Annotated in this window: 10 protein-coding genes; 7 read left to right on the top strand and 3 right to left on the bottom strand. The window is 58.7% G+C overall.

The window, feature by feature from the left end; genetic code table 11:
• Positions 1-47 precede the first annotated feature (47 nt).
• The gene (gene metE, locus AS89_RS0115255; RefSeq protein ID WP_010133588.1) at positions 48-2,282 is read left to right on the top strand and encodes a 5-methyltetrahydropteroyltriglutamate--homocysteine S-methyltransferase; all 2,235 of its coding nucleotides are present in this window, start codon (positions 48-50) and stop codon (positions 2,280-2,282) included.
• Positions 2,283-2,341: 59 nt separating this feature from the next.
• Here metE and pepQ read toward each other — a convergent pair whose 3' ends face one another.
• Positions 2,342-3,646 carry a Xaa-Pro dipeptidase gene (gene pepQ / locus AS89_RS0115250; protein ID WP_010133587.1) on the bottom strand — a complete coding sequence of 435 codons (1,305 nt, stop codon included), beginning with the start codon at positions 3,644-3,646 and terminating at the stop codon, positions 2,342-2,344.
• A 177-nt stretch (positions 3,647-3,823) separates the two neighbouring features.
• On the opposite strand from pepQ, the gene purU reads away from it, so the two are divergent.
• Complete coding sequence (gene purU / locus AS89_RS0115245) at positions 3,824-4,660, top strand: formyltetrahydrofolate deformylase (protein WP_010133586.1); 837 nt, start codon at positions 3,824-3,826, stop codon at positions 4,658-4,660.
• 27 nt (positions 4,661-4,687) lie between these two features.
• Positions 4,688-5,083: a hypothetical protein gene (locus tag AS89_RS0115240; protein WP_010133585.1), complete on the top strand. Its 396-nt coding sequence runs from the start codon at positions 4,688-4,690 to the stop codon at positions 5,081-5,083.
• An 89-nt stretch (positions 5,084-5,172) separates the two neighbouring features.
• On the opposite strand, the gene gcvP is transcribed toward AS89_RS0115240, so the two are convergent.
• Positions 5,173-8,064, bottom strand: coding sequence for an aminomethyl-transferring glycine dehydrogenase (gene gcvP / locus AS89_RS0115235; protein WP_010133584.1), 2,892 nt, complete (start codon positions 8,062-8,064; stop codon positions 5,173-5,175).
• Positions 8,065-8,544: 480 nt separating this feature from the next.
• Between gcvP and AS89_RS0115230 the strand changes: the two genes are divergently transcribed.
• A complete protein-coding gene (locus AS89_RS0115230; RefSeq protein WP_138976421.1) occupies positions 8,545-10,320 on the top strand; it encodes a diguanylate cyclase domain-containing protein in 1,776 nt (591 codons plus the stop codon).
• A 248-nt stretch (positions 10,321-10,568) separates the two neighbouring features.
• On the top strand, positions 10,569-10,808 hold the full coding sequence (locus tag AS89_RS18820) for a putative signal transducing protein (RefSeq protein ID WP_010133582.1): 240 nt from the start codon (positions 10,569-10,571) through the stop codon (positions 10,806-10,808).
• A 30-nt stretch (positions 10,809-10,838) separates the two neighbouring features.
• On the opposite strand, the gene argS is transcribed toward AS89_RS18820, so the two are convergent.
• Complete coding sequence (gene argS / locus AS89_RS0115220) at positions 10,839-12,575, bottom strand: arginine--tRNA ligase (RefSeq protein ID WP_010133581.1); 1,737 nt, start codon at positions 12,573-12,575, stop codon at positions 10,839-10,841.
• A gap of 138 nt (positions 12,576-12,713) precedes the next feature.
• On the opposite strand from argS, the gene sbcB reads away from it, so the two are divergent.
• Positions 12,714-14,165, top strand: a complete 1,452-nt coding sequence (gene sbcB, locus AS89_RS0115215; protein WP_010133580.1) for an exodeoxyribonuclease I — start codon at positions 12,714-12,716, stop codon at positions 14,163-14,165.
• A 139-nt stretch (positions 14,166-14,304) separates the two neighbouring features.
• Entirely contained in the window at positions 14,305-15,321 is a 1,017-nt protein-coding gene (locus AS89_RS0115210; RefSeq protein ID WP_010133579.1) for an aspartate carbamoyltransferase, read from the top strand.
• The last annotated feature ends 75 nt before the right edge of the window (positions 15,322-15,396 follow it).

The raw sequence follows: 15,396 nt of genomic DNA, 5'->3' as shown, positions 1-15,396 counted from the left end.
CGAGCCCCAGAATCAACCCCGAATTTTACGGACCCAGGGGAAAGGGCATGGCAAAGACACATATTCTCGGATACCCGCGCATTGGCGCGCATCGCGAGCTCAAACGCGCGCAGGAAGCTTATTGGAAAGGTGACATCGACCAGCAGGCACTGCTGGCCGCCGGCGCACAGGTACGCAGCCAGAACTGGCAGGCCCAGCAGGCGGCGGGCCTGGCGCTCACGACCGTGGGTGACTTCGCCTGGTACGACCAGGTACTGAATCACTCGCTGATGTTTGGCGTTATCCCCGAGCGCTTTGAGGCCGGCTCGGCAGACAACAGGCTGGACCAGTACTTTCGTCTCGCCCGCGGTCGCGCACCTTCCGGCGCGTCGGTAGCCGCGAGCGCCATGACCAAATGGTTTGATACCAACTACCACTATCTGGTACCAGAATTTGCAGAGGGGCAGGCGTTCACACTGGACGCGGAATGGCTGCTGGCAGAAATAAAAGAGGCACAAAGTCTCGGTCACAACGTAAAGCCGGTAATTATTGGCCCACTGACCTACCTTTGGTTAGGGCGCGGTGTGGATAACGCGCTCGAATTATTGCCCAAGCTTTTAGCCTGCTATGAGCGGTTGCTGGCGCAACTGGCCGATGCCGCTGCGCAGTGGGTGCAGATCGACGAGCCAATCCTCGGACTCGATTTGCCCGCCGAGTGGCGCGATGCATTTGCCCCTGTGTATAAAACACTTGCGCAAACCAGTGGCAGCAAATTGTTACTCGCTACCTACTTTTCCACATTGCGTGAAAACCTGCCGCTGGCATTCGACCTGCCTGTGGATGGAATTCATATCGATGCGGTGCGCGGCCGCGAAGACCTGCAGCCTGCGTTTGCAGCGTTGCGTGGAGACCAGATTCTTTCGGTTGGTGTGGTCAGCGGCCGCAATGTGTGGAAAACCGATCTGGCCCAATGGCAAAAGGTTCTTAACAAAGAAGCGGAATTGCTCGGCGACCGGCTGTGGATATCTGCCAGCTGTTCACTGCTCCATGCGCCGGTGGACCTGGAAACCGAAACGGGATTGGGCGAGGAACACAAAAGTAAGCTGGCCTACAGCCGCCAGAAACTGGACGAACTGCGGAAGCTGCAAGTGGCACTGGAACCAGGGGCTGAGCCACTCACGGCTTTCCCGCAAACCGAAAGCCGTAGCGAGGCGGATGTGCGTGAGCAGTTGGAGAGCACCTGGCGCCCACAAAAGTTTTCCGAACGGGTAGCGGTTCAGCGCGCGCGCTGGCAACTGCCACTATTACCGACCACAACCATCGGCTCTTTTCCACAGACCGATGTATTACGTCAGGTACGCAAACAGTTTCGAAACGCGGAAATCAGCCAGCAGGGTTACCACGCGCACCTGCGTGCAGAAATTGCCGAGGCGATTCGCAGGCAGGAAATCCTGGGGCTGGACGTGTTGGTGCACGGTGAGGCCGAGCGCAACGATATGGTGGAATACTTCGGCGAGCAGCTGGATGGATTTATCCACACCGGCAATGGCTGGGTGCAGAGCTATGGTTCCCGCTGTGTAAAACCGCCGATTATTGCCGGTGATATCAGTCGACCCAAGGCGATGACGGTGCAATGGAGCGAATACGCCCAGAGCCTGAGCAAGCGTCCGGTAAAAGGGATGCTTACCGGCCCGGTTACGATCCTGAACTGGTCTTTCCCCCGCGAGGATATTCCGCGCGCGGTAAGCTGCCTGCAAATTGCCAAAGCGCTGCGTGATGAAGTTCAGGATTTGGAGGCGGCGGGCATCGGTATTATCCAGATCGACGAGCCGGCCCTGCGGGAAGGGTTGCCGCTGCGCGAGGCAGACCAAAAAGCATACTTCGACTGGGCAGTGGGTTGCTTCCGCTACACCTGCAGTGCGGTGAGTGCGGAAACCCAGATCCATACCCATATGTGCTACTCCAACTTCAATGCGATTATGGACGCGATTGTGGCGCTGGATGCAGACGTCATCACCATCGAGTCCGCCCGCTCGGATTTGCGCTTGCTGGATGTGTTCGCCGGCGAGGACGGCGGCTACCCGAATGAAATCGGCCCGGGGATCTACGACATCCATTCGCCGAACGTGCCGGAACGGGAAGAGTTGCAAGAGCGGTTGCAGCAGCTACTCAAGGTGATCCCGAAAGAAAAACTCTGGGTAAACCCCGACTGTGGATTAAAAACCCGCAGTTGGGCAGAGGTGGGTTCGGCGTTGCTGAATATGGTGGAAGCGACACGCACGGTGCGCAGTGTATTAGCTTGATTCCATCTAGCTGCAAATAAAAAAGGGCCTGTTATCAGGCCCTTTTTTTGTGTTGAAACTTAGTAGCAGTCCCGCGTCATATTCTCCACGCGATCCTTGTGTACGATCAGGTTATCCTCGATGCGCACACCGCCGTAAGGCCGCAGTTTTTCCACCTTGTCCCAATTCACTTCATCTGCCAGCTGGGATTCTTTCAGCTCCGACAGCAGGCTGTGGATAAAGTACAGGCCCGGTTCGATGGTGAAGACCTGGTTTTCTTCGATGGTACGGGTGGTGCGCAGGAACGGGAATTCGGCGGGTGGGGGCGTGGTGCCGCCTTCCGGTGTGGTCTGGTGGCCGCCCACATCGTGTACCTGCAGGCCGAGGAAGTGACCCAGGCCGTGGGGCATAAAGGTACCGGTGAGGCCAGATTCCACCGCACTTTCCGGGGAAGTCTTGATCACTCCAAACTGCTGCAGTAACTGACCGATCTTATGGTGACAGTCTCTGTGCAGTTCCACATAGGAGGTACCGGGGATCAGGCCCGCCACCAGTTTTTGCTCCTTCTCGTGCATTGCCGTTATGAGGTCCGCGAACTCGCCATCGCTATACGCATAGGAGCGGGTAATGTCGGCACAGTAGCCGTGGCAGTCGGCACCGGCATCGATTAGGAAGCTGCGACGCTCGTTCTCCGACAGGCGCTGTGTGGATAAGTGGGTGTAGTGCAGGATGGCACCGTGCTCGTTCAGGCCGACAATATTGCCGTAGGGCATCTGGTTCTCGCCCTGGCCAGCAGCATTCATATAGGCCAGGTTTATTTCGAATTCGCTCGCGCCGCTGCGGAAGGCCTCTTCCGCGGCTTTGTGCGCACCCACAGCAATGCGGTTGGCCTCGCGCAGGCAGGCAAATTCATACGGTGTTTTGTAGGCGCGCGCCCAGTGCAGGCGGTCAATCAGGTGCTGCGGGTTGCGCTGACCGATATCCCAGCCTTCCATCTTGCTGGTCTCACCGATAAAGGCCGCGTTCTCGCCGGAGAGGAACGCTTTGGCTTCATCCGGCTTGGACAGCAGCTCGATATCGTACTCGTCACTCCAGAAGGTCTGCGGGGCGGGCGGCACGTAGTGCCAGAAGTCTACCGGGCGGTAGAACAGCAGCTTGGGCTTCTGCCCGCGTCGATAGATCACCCAGCTATGTGGGTTGTCGGTGACCGGCACCAGCGCTTTAAACTGGGGGTTTACCCGGAATGGGTAATAGTTGTCATCCAGGAACTGTACCGAGGGTGCACCACTAAAGACATTGAGCGTGTCGAAGCCACAATCATCGAGGATTGCATCGTAACGCTTGCTAATGCTGGCGAGGTGATCACTGAAGAGTTGCTTGTCCATAACGCCCCTGGATTGAGTAAAAAGTCTCGTAACGAAAGGTTGAATGCGTAGAAGTCTGAATTCCGCTCGGGTTAAAAGATAACTCGACGAATCGGTCAAAAACTAGTCATTGTCGCGGGTACACGAAAGCACATAGTGTATAGTCACTGTTCTGGATAAATAGTCTGATTTTGGACCATGGAAAAGAAGATACTGCTAACGGACTGCCCCGATGCCAAAGGGCTGATCGCGAAGATCACCAACATTTGCTACAAGCATCAACTGAATATCACCAAAAACGACGAGTTCGTCGACCGCGCGCAGGGCCGCTTTTTTATGCGCACCGCGCTGGAAGGCATCTTTAACGATGACACCTTCCTGAAAGACCTGGATATGACGCTGCCTGAAGGGGCGGAGCGCCGGCTGGTGGCCAGTGGTCGCAAGCGCGTGGTGCTGATGGTCACCAAGGAATCCCACTGCCTGGGTGACATCCTGATGAAGTGCTATTCCGGCGCATTGGATGTGGATATTGCTGCGGTGGTTGGCAACCACAAGGTGCTGCAGCCGCTGGTGGAAAAGTTCGACATCCCGTTTCACTGGGTGCCTGCGGAGGGCCTGGAGCGTGCTCAGCACGAGGAGCGGGTCATTGAGATCGTGGACCGCTATGAGCCGGACTACCTGATTCTCGCCAAATATATGCGCGTGCTCACGCCGCAGTTTGTTACCCACTTCAAGAACCGCATCATCAATATTCACCACTCCTTCCTGCCGGCCTTTATAGGGGCCAAGCCTTACCTACAGGCGTTTGAGCGCGGGGTAAAAATCATTGGTGCCACCGCGCATTTCGTCACCGATGATCTGGACGAAGGGCCAATCATTGAGCAGGATGTGATTCATGTGGATCATAGCTATTCTGCTGACGACATGGCCAGTGCCGGTCGCGATGTGGAAAAACAGGTATTGAGCCGTGCATTACAGCGGGTGCTCGAAGAACGTGTGTTTATCCACGGCAACCGCACCGTGGTATTTAAGTAGTTCTCAAATAGCTCTCTTGGGGGAAAGATGAAACAAGCAATTGTTACCGGCGCAGCCCTGTTGCTGATGACCCAATTATTGGGTGGTTGCGCCAGCGAACCGGCGGCCCCAAACCCGGGAATCAAAGAGTCTTTTCACACCGAGATTTCCGCCAACGGTTCCAAACGTTTTACTTACGCACTGGAAGTCGCTGCCCCCGCATTGCAGGGGCCCTATACCCAGAGCGCCAGCCAACGCGCGCGCATGGGCAAGCAATACGAAGGCTTCGGCCGGCCGCGCCGGGTGAACTTCGATCATGCGTTACAGCTTAAACTCCAGGAAACGGGTTTCTGCCGCGACGGGTATTTTGTGATTGATCGAGTGGTCTCGCCGCAGGGTGGTGAGGTGCGTGGTGAATGTCGGGAGGGTGCCGACAGATCGTGAGAGGCTTAGCGCCTTTTTTAAAGCTTAAACAAAAATGCCGGAGCACTGCTCCGGCATTTTTGTTTCTGGGCTACGTGTTCTTAATCGACTTAGTCCATGTAGCTCTCAACCGGCGGACAGGAACAGATCAGGTTGCGGTCACCGTAGACGTTGTCGATACGGTTGGACGCCGGCCACACCTTGTGGTGCTTCAGCCAGGCGGCCGGGCGACCGGCGACTTCGCGGCTGTACGGGTGGGTCCAGTCGTCGGTCATCACATCGTCTTGCGTATGCGGCGCATTGTGCAGGGGGTTATCGTCTGCACTGTATTTGCCGCTGGCCACGTCTTCCGCTTCCTGACGGATGGTCGCCATGGCTTGTACGAAGCGATCCAGCTCTTCCTGCGCTTCCGATTCGGTCGGCTCGATCATCAGCGTTCCGGCTACCGGGAAGGACATGGTCGGCGCGTGGAAGCCGAAATCCATCAGACGCTTGGCGATGTCTTCCTCGGTAATACCGCTTACTTCTTTCAGCGGGCGCAGATCGATCAGACACTCGTGGGCGATAAAACCGTTACTGCCTTTGTACAGCAGCGGGTAGTGTTCGCTCAGCTTCTTGGCCACATAGTTGGCATTCAGGATCGCGGTCTCGGTGGCGAGCTTCATGCCTTTTTTGCCCATCATGCGGATGTACATCCAGCTGATTGGCAGAATGCTGGCGGAACCCCAAGGCGCGGCGGAAATAGTGCCGTTGACCGGATCGTTGCCCGGCACTTCGGTCACCGGGTGGCCTGCCAGGTAAGGCTTCAAGTGTTCGCCCACCGCAATCGGACCCATACCCGGGCCGCCACCACCGTGGGGAATACAGAAGGTTTTGTGCAGGTTCAGGTGGGATACGTCGCCACCGAATTTGCCCGGTGCGGCTACCCCAATCAGGGCGTTCATGTTGGCGCCGTCGATATACACTTGGCCGCCGGCGTTGTGGATAAGCTCGCAGATCTCGCGGATGCCTTCCTCGAATACACCGTGGGTGGAGGGGTAGGTCACCATCAGAGCGGCGACGCGGTCGCCGTGCTCTGCAATTTTTGCTTTCAGGTCGGCGATGTCGACGTTGCCCTTGTTGTCACAGGCAACCACCACAACCTTCATGCTCACCATCATCGCCGAAGCGGGGTTGGTGCCGTGGGCAGACGCCGGGATCAGGCAGATATCACGCTGGCCTTCACCTTTCGCTTCCAGGTATTTCTTGATGGCGACCAAGCCCGCGTACTCACCCTGGGAGCCGGCATTCGGCTGCAGGCTCACGGCGTCGTAACCGGTACATTCCGCCAGCATGGTTTCCAGCTGGGTAAACATCTCGCGGTAGCCCTGGGCCTGGTCGGACGGGGCAAACGGGTGCAGCTTGCCGAACTCTGGCCAGGTCACCGGGATCATTTCGGCGGTGGCGTTCAGCTTCATGGTGCAGGAACCCAGCGGAATCATGCTGTGGTTCAGGGCAATGTCTTTGGACTCCAGGGTTTTCAGGTAGCGCAGCATTTCGGTTTCGGAATGGTGCGTGTTGAATACCGGGTGGGTCATGAATTCGCTGGCGCGCTGCAGGCTGGCGGGAACGCCGGCGGGGCCTTTGGCGGCCAGCTCGGTGTCCATCGCGTTCAGGTCAAGGCCGTGCTCTGCACCGGTGAAAATGTTCAGCAGCTCGGCAACGTCTTCCAGCTTGGTGGTTTCGTTCAGGCTCACACCCAGCGCGTCTGTACCCACTTTGCGCAGGTTGATCTCTGCGGCAATGGCGCGCTCGAAAATCTCGGACTGCTTGTCGCCCACGGAGACGGTGAGGGTGTCGAACCAGCTGTCGTGGGTGAGGCTCAGGCCTTTTTCCTTCAGGCCGGAGGCGAGAATGTCGGTGAGGCGCTGGATACGCGCGGCGATGGTCTTGAGACCTTCCGGGCCGTGGTAAATCGCGTAGAAGGCGCTCATGACGGCCAGTAGTACCTGGGAGGTACAGATGTTGGAGTTGGCCTTCTCACGGCGGATATGCTGCTCGCGCGTTTGCATGGCCATACGCAGGGCGCGTTTCCCCTTGCTGTCCACGGACACACCAATGATACGGCCGGGCGCGGAGCGCTTGTAAGCTTCGCGGAAGGCGAAGAAGCCGGCGTGCGGGCCACCGTAACCCATCGGGATACCGAAACGCTGGTTACAGCCAACCACCACGTCGGCACCCATTTCACCCGGCGCTTTCAGCGCCACCAGGCTCATCAGGTCCGCGGCCACGGTGACCAGCGCATTGGCTGCGTGCACCTTGGCTATCAGGTCGGTGAGGTCGCGTACCACACCGGTTGAGCCCGGGTACTGGAACAGGGCGCCGAACAGTTCTTCTGGCAGGTCGGTTTCCGGATTGCCTACAACCACTTCAAAGCCGAAGTGTTCCGCGCGGGTCTGTACCACCGCGATGGTTTGCGGGTGGCAGTCGGCGTCCACAAAGAAGACGTTGGATTTGTTGCGCTTTACCTGGCGCTTACACATGGCCATGGCTTCCGCCGCTGCGGTGCCTTCGTCCAGCATGGAGGCGTTGGCCAGGTCCATACCGGTCAGGTCCATGATCATCTGCTGGAAGTTCAGCAGGCCTTCCAGGCGGCCCTGGGCAATTTCCGGCTGGTAGGGGGTGTAGGCGGTGTACCAGCCCGGATTTTCCAGCACGTTGCGCAGGATCACGTTGGGGGTGATGGTGTCGTGGTAACCCATACCGATAAAGGTGCGGAAAATCTTGTTGCGGCTTGCCAGCGCTTTCAGCTCCGCCAGCGCCTCCTGTTCGTCCACCGCATCTGCCAGGTTCAGGTCATCGGATTTACGGATAGCGGCAGGCACGGTCTTTTCAATCAGTTCGTCCAGGGTGGCGACACCGAGGGTGTCGAGCATGGCCTGGGTCTGCGCGGCGTCCGGGCCGATATGGCGGCGGATAAAGGCGTCGTGCTGTTCCAACTGCTTGAGGGAAGGCTGGGTCATGGTGGTCGGATTCCTGTAAACGCTGGGAGCACCCGGGGACAGTTTTCCGGAGTGCGTTAACGCTCAAAAATAGCAAAGTGGATCGGACGAACGGATCCGTATTCATTTCGGGGCAGCATGGCGAGTGACCAGCCGTTCCCGTATTCGACGTTCAGTAATAATGGTGTGGCAAAGTGAACTTGCCCAATTGCCGGCGCGACTCTGTCGTTGTGACACCGTCGTTATGACCCCGTCGACAGTTCGAGTCTGTGGGGATGCCGGTCGGCGCGCATCTTAGCAACAGCAGTGTTTACGGGCAATTCGCCGGTTTGGGGGGCGAAATGTGCTGGGGTATTCGTGTTTTTGTGAGATATATCCTGTTTCGGGCAGGTTGGCGCTATTTTTTTCTGTGCACTGGCTGGTCGAGCGGGCCACCCTAGGGATTTGCGCCATACTCCGTGAATAATCCAATAATGCGACAGGGCCCGAGGGATCGCGGCCGTGCGTATCCATTCCCAGGGAACAGGGGATTGCACCGTGTTGTCACAGGCAAACTTCAACTCGCTGCGCGTTAAGGCCTGCCTCTCCTCGGCAATGCTGGTCGTCGCCGTGTGCCTGTTCTTTATCCTGCTGGGCAACGGCAGCCTGCAGTCCCTGATGTCCAAAAACCGCGAACAGCGGCATCTCAATTTCCAGTTTCAGGTTTCCGGCCTGCTGCAGCAATCCCGCGAGGAGCTGGTGCGGCTGGCGGAGCTGATTGCGCTCAGTCCCCGCGGGCGTATTTCCTCCCAGGAGGAACTGGGCAAAGCGCTGGACCGGCAGTGGGAGCTGCTGCAGCAAAGCTGGGTACTGCACTCGCTCAAGGTCTATGACGAAGACAGCCAGCTGGTGGACAGCTGGGGGGCACCGCAGCGCAAGTTGCGCCCGGGACAGGTGGCACAGGTGTTGCTGGGCGGCCAGCTGCTGGAGCTGGTGCACTGTGATCCTGTGTGTGTGCAAAGCCTGGCTCTGCCCATGCGCGCACGCGCCGGCGATTATGTGTTGCAGGTGGAGCGGCCACTGGTCAAGGCCCTGCAGCGGTTCCGTGAAATGACCGGCACCGATATTGGGATTCTTTCGGCGGTGCGGGAGCAGGCGCCAACCAATAGCGGTGGTATTTATCTGGCCAACTGGCAGCGCGAAATTCTGTCACTGACTTCCCGGGAGCGGGTACTACCGCTGTTGGATCGGGTCGCTGCCGATGTGCCGCAAATGTCTGGGCTGAAGCGGGAGCGGGTGTACGAGCTGGACGAACGCCAGTTCGATATTCGCACCATGCGAATGGATATGCATGACGAAGGGCCGCAGTTTGTGTTTATTGAGGATGTATCGACCCAGGTGGGGCACATCAGCGAGTCGGTAAAAATCCTGTTCTTGTTTGCGGTTCTGGGGGCGCTGATTTTCAGCGCGGCGGTTGCGGGAATCCTGTGGGGTCCCATTGTCCGTTTACGCCGACTGGCGCAGGCGCTGCCGCTGCTGACCAATGGCCGTTTTAATGATGCTCGCCAGCTAATCCAGCCGGTGAACAAAAACCTGGAAAAATTCGACGAGCTCGATGTTCTCGATACCACCGGCCACGCGGTATGTGACCAACTGGAAGATATGAACGAGATGGTGACTCGCAAAACGGCCCAGCTCGAGCAGATCGCCATGCACGACAGCCTCACTGGTCTGGATAATCGGTACAGTTTGATCGAGCAGCTGGAGTTTCATCTGGAGCTGGCACGGCACCAGTCAGGTGAAGTACAGCCATTGGGGCATTTGTTTTTTATTGACCTGGATGACTTCAAACAGGTGAACGATACGCTGGGGCACCAGGGTGGCGATGAGCTTTTGTGCGTGGTTGCCCGCCGCTTGCTCAGCGTGATGCGCTCCAGCGATATTGTGGCGCGCCTCAGTGGCGATGAGTTCTGTGTGTTCGTGCGCGATGCCCGTGGCGATAGTTGCCGGATACTTGCGGAAAAACTACTGAATACCGTGGCCCAGCCAGTGAAGATCGGCGATAACCTGGTGTCTGTCACCATGAGTATTGGCGTGGTCGCGGTTGAAGGTAAGGGCGAAACGCTGGAAGCTATTCTGCAAAAAGCCGATATGGCGATGTACCACGCCAAACGCCACGGCAAGAACAAATACCAGGTCTACTCGGCATCGCTGCCAACAATGGCCGCCGATGGCAAAGGTAGTGCCAACGGCGATGTGGTGCGGCCGCTGGAGTTGGTAAACTCCAATAAAAAGTAAATGCAAGGTAACAGGCGCCAGCAAGCGATCAGCGCCGCGTATTTCATCCTTCCCGCACGGCGCCTCCTCCCCCTCTAGTCTATCTTTTTATTATGCCATTCCGATTTGCACGTCGGTGCCAGAAAGGGACACTGGATGTCTGGCGGGGAATGGCAAATTCCACGAAATATCATTTCAGAATTTGGGGACGACTCGCAGCCGGACCAAAAGTCCGCCGAGCAGGGATTGCAAGGTTACTCATTCGCATCATGGCGCGAAAAATTTACACAACGGACGATCAGCTACTGGGCAGCTATTTGCAGAATCTTTTGCAGTCTGCGGGCTATTCGGTTTTGACCCAGAAAACCCGGGTAGAGTCTGCGCAGGGCGGGCACGGCTTTGGCGCGGGGAATTTGAATTGGAATTCGGAGCTCTGGCTGATCCGCGACGCAGACCTAGCCAGTGCCCAGCAGGTGTTGCAGCAGGCGCTTTCCAGGGAAAGCGCCTGAGGCCGTTCTTGTTACACGCTTTTTCCCGAGTTACATCTTCTCAAGCGTCTCGATACCCAGCAGGCCCAGGCCGGTAGACAAGGTGCGCGCCACCAGGTCGCACAACTGCAGTCGGCTCTGCTTCTCTTCTTCCGTCACACCTTCTTTCAGTACCGGGCATGCCTCGTAGAAGGCCATGTAGGCGCTGGCCAGTTCATATAGGTACGTACACAGCACGTGGGGGAAGGTGTCTTTCGCCACCTGATCCAGTACTTCACCAAACTGATTCAATTTGATGGCCAGCGCGCGTTCCGCATCGGTGCCCAGGGTGATGTCGCCCGTGAGCGCGGATGGCTCAATACCGGCACGGCGGAAGATGCTGCGTACGCGGGTGTAGGCATACTGTAGGTAAGGCGCGGTATTGCCCTCGAACGCCAGCATGGCATTCCAGTTGAATACGTAATCGTTGGTGCGGGTCTTGCTCAGGTCCGCGTACTTCACCGCGCCGATACCAACCACGCGGCCGATCTCGGCCTGCTCCTCGGCACTCAGCTCCGGGTTCTTGTCGGCGACCAGTGCGGTGGCGCGCTCTACCGCTTCGTCCAGCAGCGCGGCCAGTTTCACGGTGCCACCGCTACGGGTTTTAAATGGCTTGCCGTCATCGCCCATCATGGTGCCGAAGGCGCAGTGTTCCAGGGTTTGGCTGTCGGCGATGTAGCCCGCCTTGCGCGCTACGGTAAAGGCCTGCTGCAGGTGCAGGGACTGGCGCGCGTCCACTATGTACAGAATACGGTTGGCATTCAGGACATTGGCGCGATAGCGGATGGCCGCCAGGTCGGTGGTGGCGTAAAGGTAGCCACCGCCTTTTTTCTGGATGATCACTACGCTCGGGTTGCCTTCCTTGTCGGCCATTTCCGGCAGGAAGGCCACAATCGCGCCCTGGTCTTCCACCGCGATACCGCGGTCCAGCAGGTCTTTCACCAGTACCGGCAGGTCGTCGTTGTACTGGCTCTCGGCGTATACGTCTTCGCGCTTCAGGGTGACGCCCAGCTTCTCGTAGATTTCTTCTGCGTGGCTGATGGAAATGTCGATAAAGCGCTGCCACAGCTTCAGGCAGTCGGCGTCGCCACCCTGCAGTTTCACCACGTATTCGCGCGCGCGGTCGGCAAAGCCTTCCTCTTCGTCGAAGCGTACCTTGGCTTCGCGGTAGAAGACCTCCAGGTCCGCCAGGGCTACTTCCGCATCCTGGTTTTCCATCTGGTCCGCCAGGTGCGCCAGCAGCATGCCGAACTGGGTGCCCCAGTCGCCCATATGGTTCTGGCGAACCACCTTGTGCCCCTGGAACTCCAGCAGGCGGGCGAGGGCGTCGCCAATGATGGTGGTGCGCAGGTGGCCCACGTGCATCTCTTTGGCGAGGTTCGGGTGGGAGTAATCCAGTACCACGGTTTCGGGGCTGGCGACGGCGGCGATGTTCAGGCGCTCATCGGCACGCGCAGTGGCCAGGGTTTTGCCCAGCCAGGCATCATTCAGGTGAATGTTGATAAAGCCGGGGCCGGCGACCTCGACCTTTTCGATCATCGGCTGCTCGCCCAGGTTGTCGATGATCTTGGCGGCCAGCTCCCGTGGGTTAGTGCCCACTTTCTTGGCGGCAGCCATGGCACCGTTGGCCTGATAGTCGCCAAAGCCCGCCTTCTTGGCAGGGGCAACCGCCGGGCTGCACTCCGCGGGAATGCCCGCGTTGGTCATGGCGGTCTGGAAAATGTCGTTAAGCTGCTGGCGAATATTCATAAAGGGGCGTTATCCCGTGGACGTTCTGGACAATATAGAAGAAGGCGGGATTTTAATGGGCGGCGGGGGCTTTGCAACCTGCGCGGTGCACTCCAGCTGGGGTAACATGGCGCCAATTGAAGGAATCAGGGGGAAGACATGTCCGGCAAACCGTCTGGCACCACGCTGTATTGGCACGATTACGAGACCTGGGGCGTAGACCCGGGAGCGGATAAACCCTCCCAGTTCGCCGGTATTCGCACCGATGAGGACCTGAATATCGTCGGCGACCCGCTGATGATTTACGCCAAGCCCACCAGCGATTGCCTGCCCCAGCCCATGGCGGCGCTGGTGACGGGACTGGCGCCGCAGAAAGCGTTTGCGGAAGGGCTGCCGGAAATCGAGTTTATCCAGAAGATCCTCGATGAGCTGGGTGCGCCGGGCACCTGCGGGGTGGGCTACAACAGCCTGCGCTTTGACGATGAAGTGACCCGCCACACCCTGTACCGCAATCTGCTCGACCCCTACGAGCGCGAGTGGAAGTCTGGCAACAGCCGCTGGGACATCATCGACATGGTGCGCCTCACCTATGCGCTGCGTCCCGAGGGCATCGTCTGGCCCGAGCGCGATGGCGCCGACGGTACCCGGGTACCGTCTTTCCGCCTGGAAGAGCTGACCGCCGCCAACGGCATCAGCCACGAAGGGGCGCATGATGCACTCTCCGATGTGCACGCCACCATCGATATGGCGCGCCTGATCCGCGAGAAGCAGCCCAAGCTTTACGACTATGTGTACAAGCTGCGCCGCAAGCAGGAAGTGGCGAAGATCCTCAATCCGCGCGAGCGTAAGCCCTTGCTGCACATCTCCGGCAAGGTGCCCGCCAGCCATGGCCACCTGACCTACGTGTTGCCCCTGGCCATGCACCCGGTGAACCGCAACGCGGTTATCTGTGCCAACCTGGCCATGGACCCGCAACCGATCCTGGACCTGGATGCGGAGGCGCTGCGCGAGCGTCTGTATACCGCGCGGGATCAACTGGCGGAAGGGGAGCTGCCCGCAGGCCTGAAATTGATCCATATGAACCGCTGCCCGGTGCTGGCGCCGGCGAATATGCTGTCGGACGAGCGTGCAGCCGAGCTCAAAATCGACAAGGAGGCTTGCCGCGCCAACTGGCAGGCGCTGCAAGGGCTGGACCTGACGGAAAAACTCCACCAGGTGTTCCTCGATGGCGAATTCCCGAAAAAGGACGTAGAAGCGCGACTCTACGATGGCTTTATGAACGACGCCGACCGCGATACCTGCCGGCAGCTGCACAATGCGCTGGCCGGCCGCGGCCCGGAAGCGCTGGCGGCAGAGGTGCCGTTTTCCGATTCCCGCCTGCCGGAGCTACTCTTCCGCCTGCGCGCACGCAATTTCCCCCAGACCCTGAGCGAGGATGAACAAGAGCGCTGGGAGGAGTGGCGCTACCAGCGCCTGACGGATCCCCAGTTCGGTGCCAGTATTACCATGGAGCCGTACTTTGAGGAAATTGCGCGCCTGCGAGAGGAGTACCCGGAGCGCATTGCGCTGCTGGATCAGCTGGAGGCCTGGGGCGACGCGCTGCTGGGCTGAGGTATTGGGCTGAGTTGTAGCTACTCTTCAAGGCGTACTTGTCTAGACGTACTATTCCAAACAGGGCCCGCCGCGTAGAATACCGCCCGCCAAGCCGCCGGTGATCCCGGCGCAAACCTGTGCATAAAGTGGAGCATCAATGGACTTTATCGGCGCCAATATCCTTTCCGTCAGCCAATTTGAGCGCGGCGACATCGACCGGATCTTTACCGTAGCGGACACCATGGTCCCCTACGCGCGCCGGGAAAAAGTGACCCGTGTACTCGAGGGCGCGATCCTCGGCAATATGTTTCTCGAGCCCAGCACCCGCACCCGGGTAAGCTTCGGCTGTGCCTTCAACCTGCTGGGTGGCACCGTGCGCGAGACCGTGGGGGTTTCTGCCAGCGCCATGGCCAAGGGCGAGTCCCTGTACGACACCGCGCGGGTGCTTTCTGGTTATTCCGATGTTATCTGTATGCGCCACCCGCAGGCGGGCTCGGTTGCCGAGTTTGCCGCTGCCAGCCGGGTGCCGGTGGTGAACGGCGGTGACGGTGCCAATGAACACCCCACCCAGGCGCTGCTGGATTTGTACACCATCCGCAAAGAGCTGGAAGGCAAGGGCGGTTCCCTGGATAACTTCCGTATCGCCATGATCGGCGACCTCAAATACGGCCGCACGGTGCACTCCCTGTGCAAGCTGCTGTGCCTGTTTAAAAACGTACAGCTGGTGTTCGTATCTCCGCAAGAACTGGCAATGCCGCCGGCGGTAATTGAAAAACTGCGCGAGGCCGGCCACCAGGTGACGGTCTCCGACCAGCTGGAGCAGTCCATCAAGGCGGTGGATATTGTGTACTCCACCCGCATTCAGGAAGAGCGTTTTGAATCCCAGGAAGAGGCGGATCGCTACCGCGGGCGCTTCCGTCTGAACCGGGATATTTTCACGCGTCACGCAGAACCCAACACGGTCATCATGCATCCGCTGCCGCGGGACTCCCGTGCGGAAGCCAACGAACTCGATCCGGATCTGAACGAGCACCCGAGCTTGGCCATTTTCCGCCAGACCGATAACGGCCTGCTGGTGCGTATGGCCCTGTTTGCGATGTTGCTGGGGGTGGAAGATAAAGTGGACCAGTACGCGCGGCCGATTACCTGGCAGACGCGGCGGAACCAGATTTGACCGAAGCAGATTTGACCTAAGCAGGTTTAATACGGGCGTAGAAAATCAGACATAAAAAAAACGACGAACGTACGT

This window comes from Microbulbifer agarilyticus S89 (assembly GCF_000220505.1).
GTDB classification, from domain to species: domain Bacteria; phylum Pseudomonadota; class Gammaproteobacteria; order Pseudomonadales; family Cellvibrionaceae; genus Microbulbifer; species Microbulbifer agarilyticus_B.
Note: the sequence above shows the minus strand (reverse complement) of the source record. Positions and strands in the feature narration are given on the sequence as shown.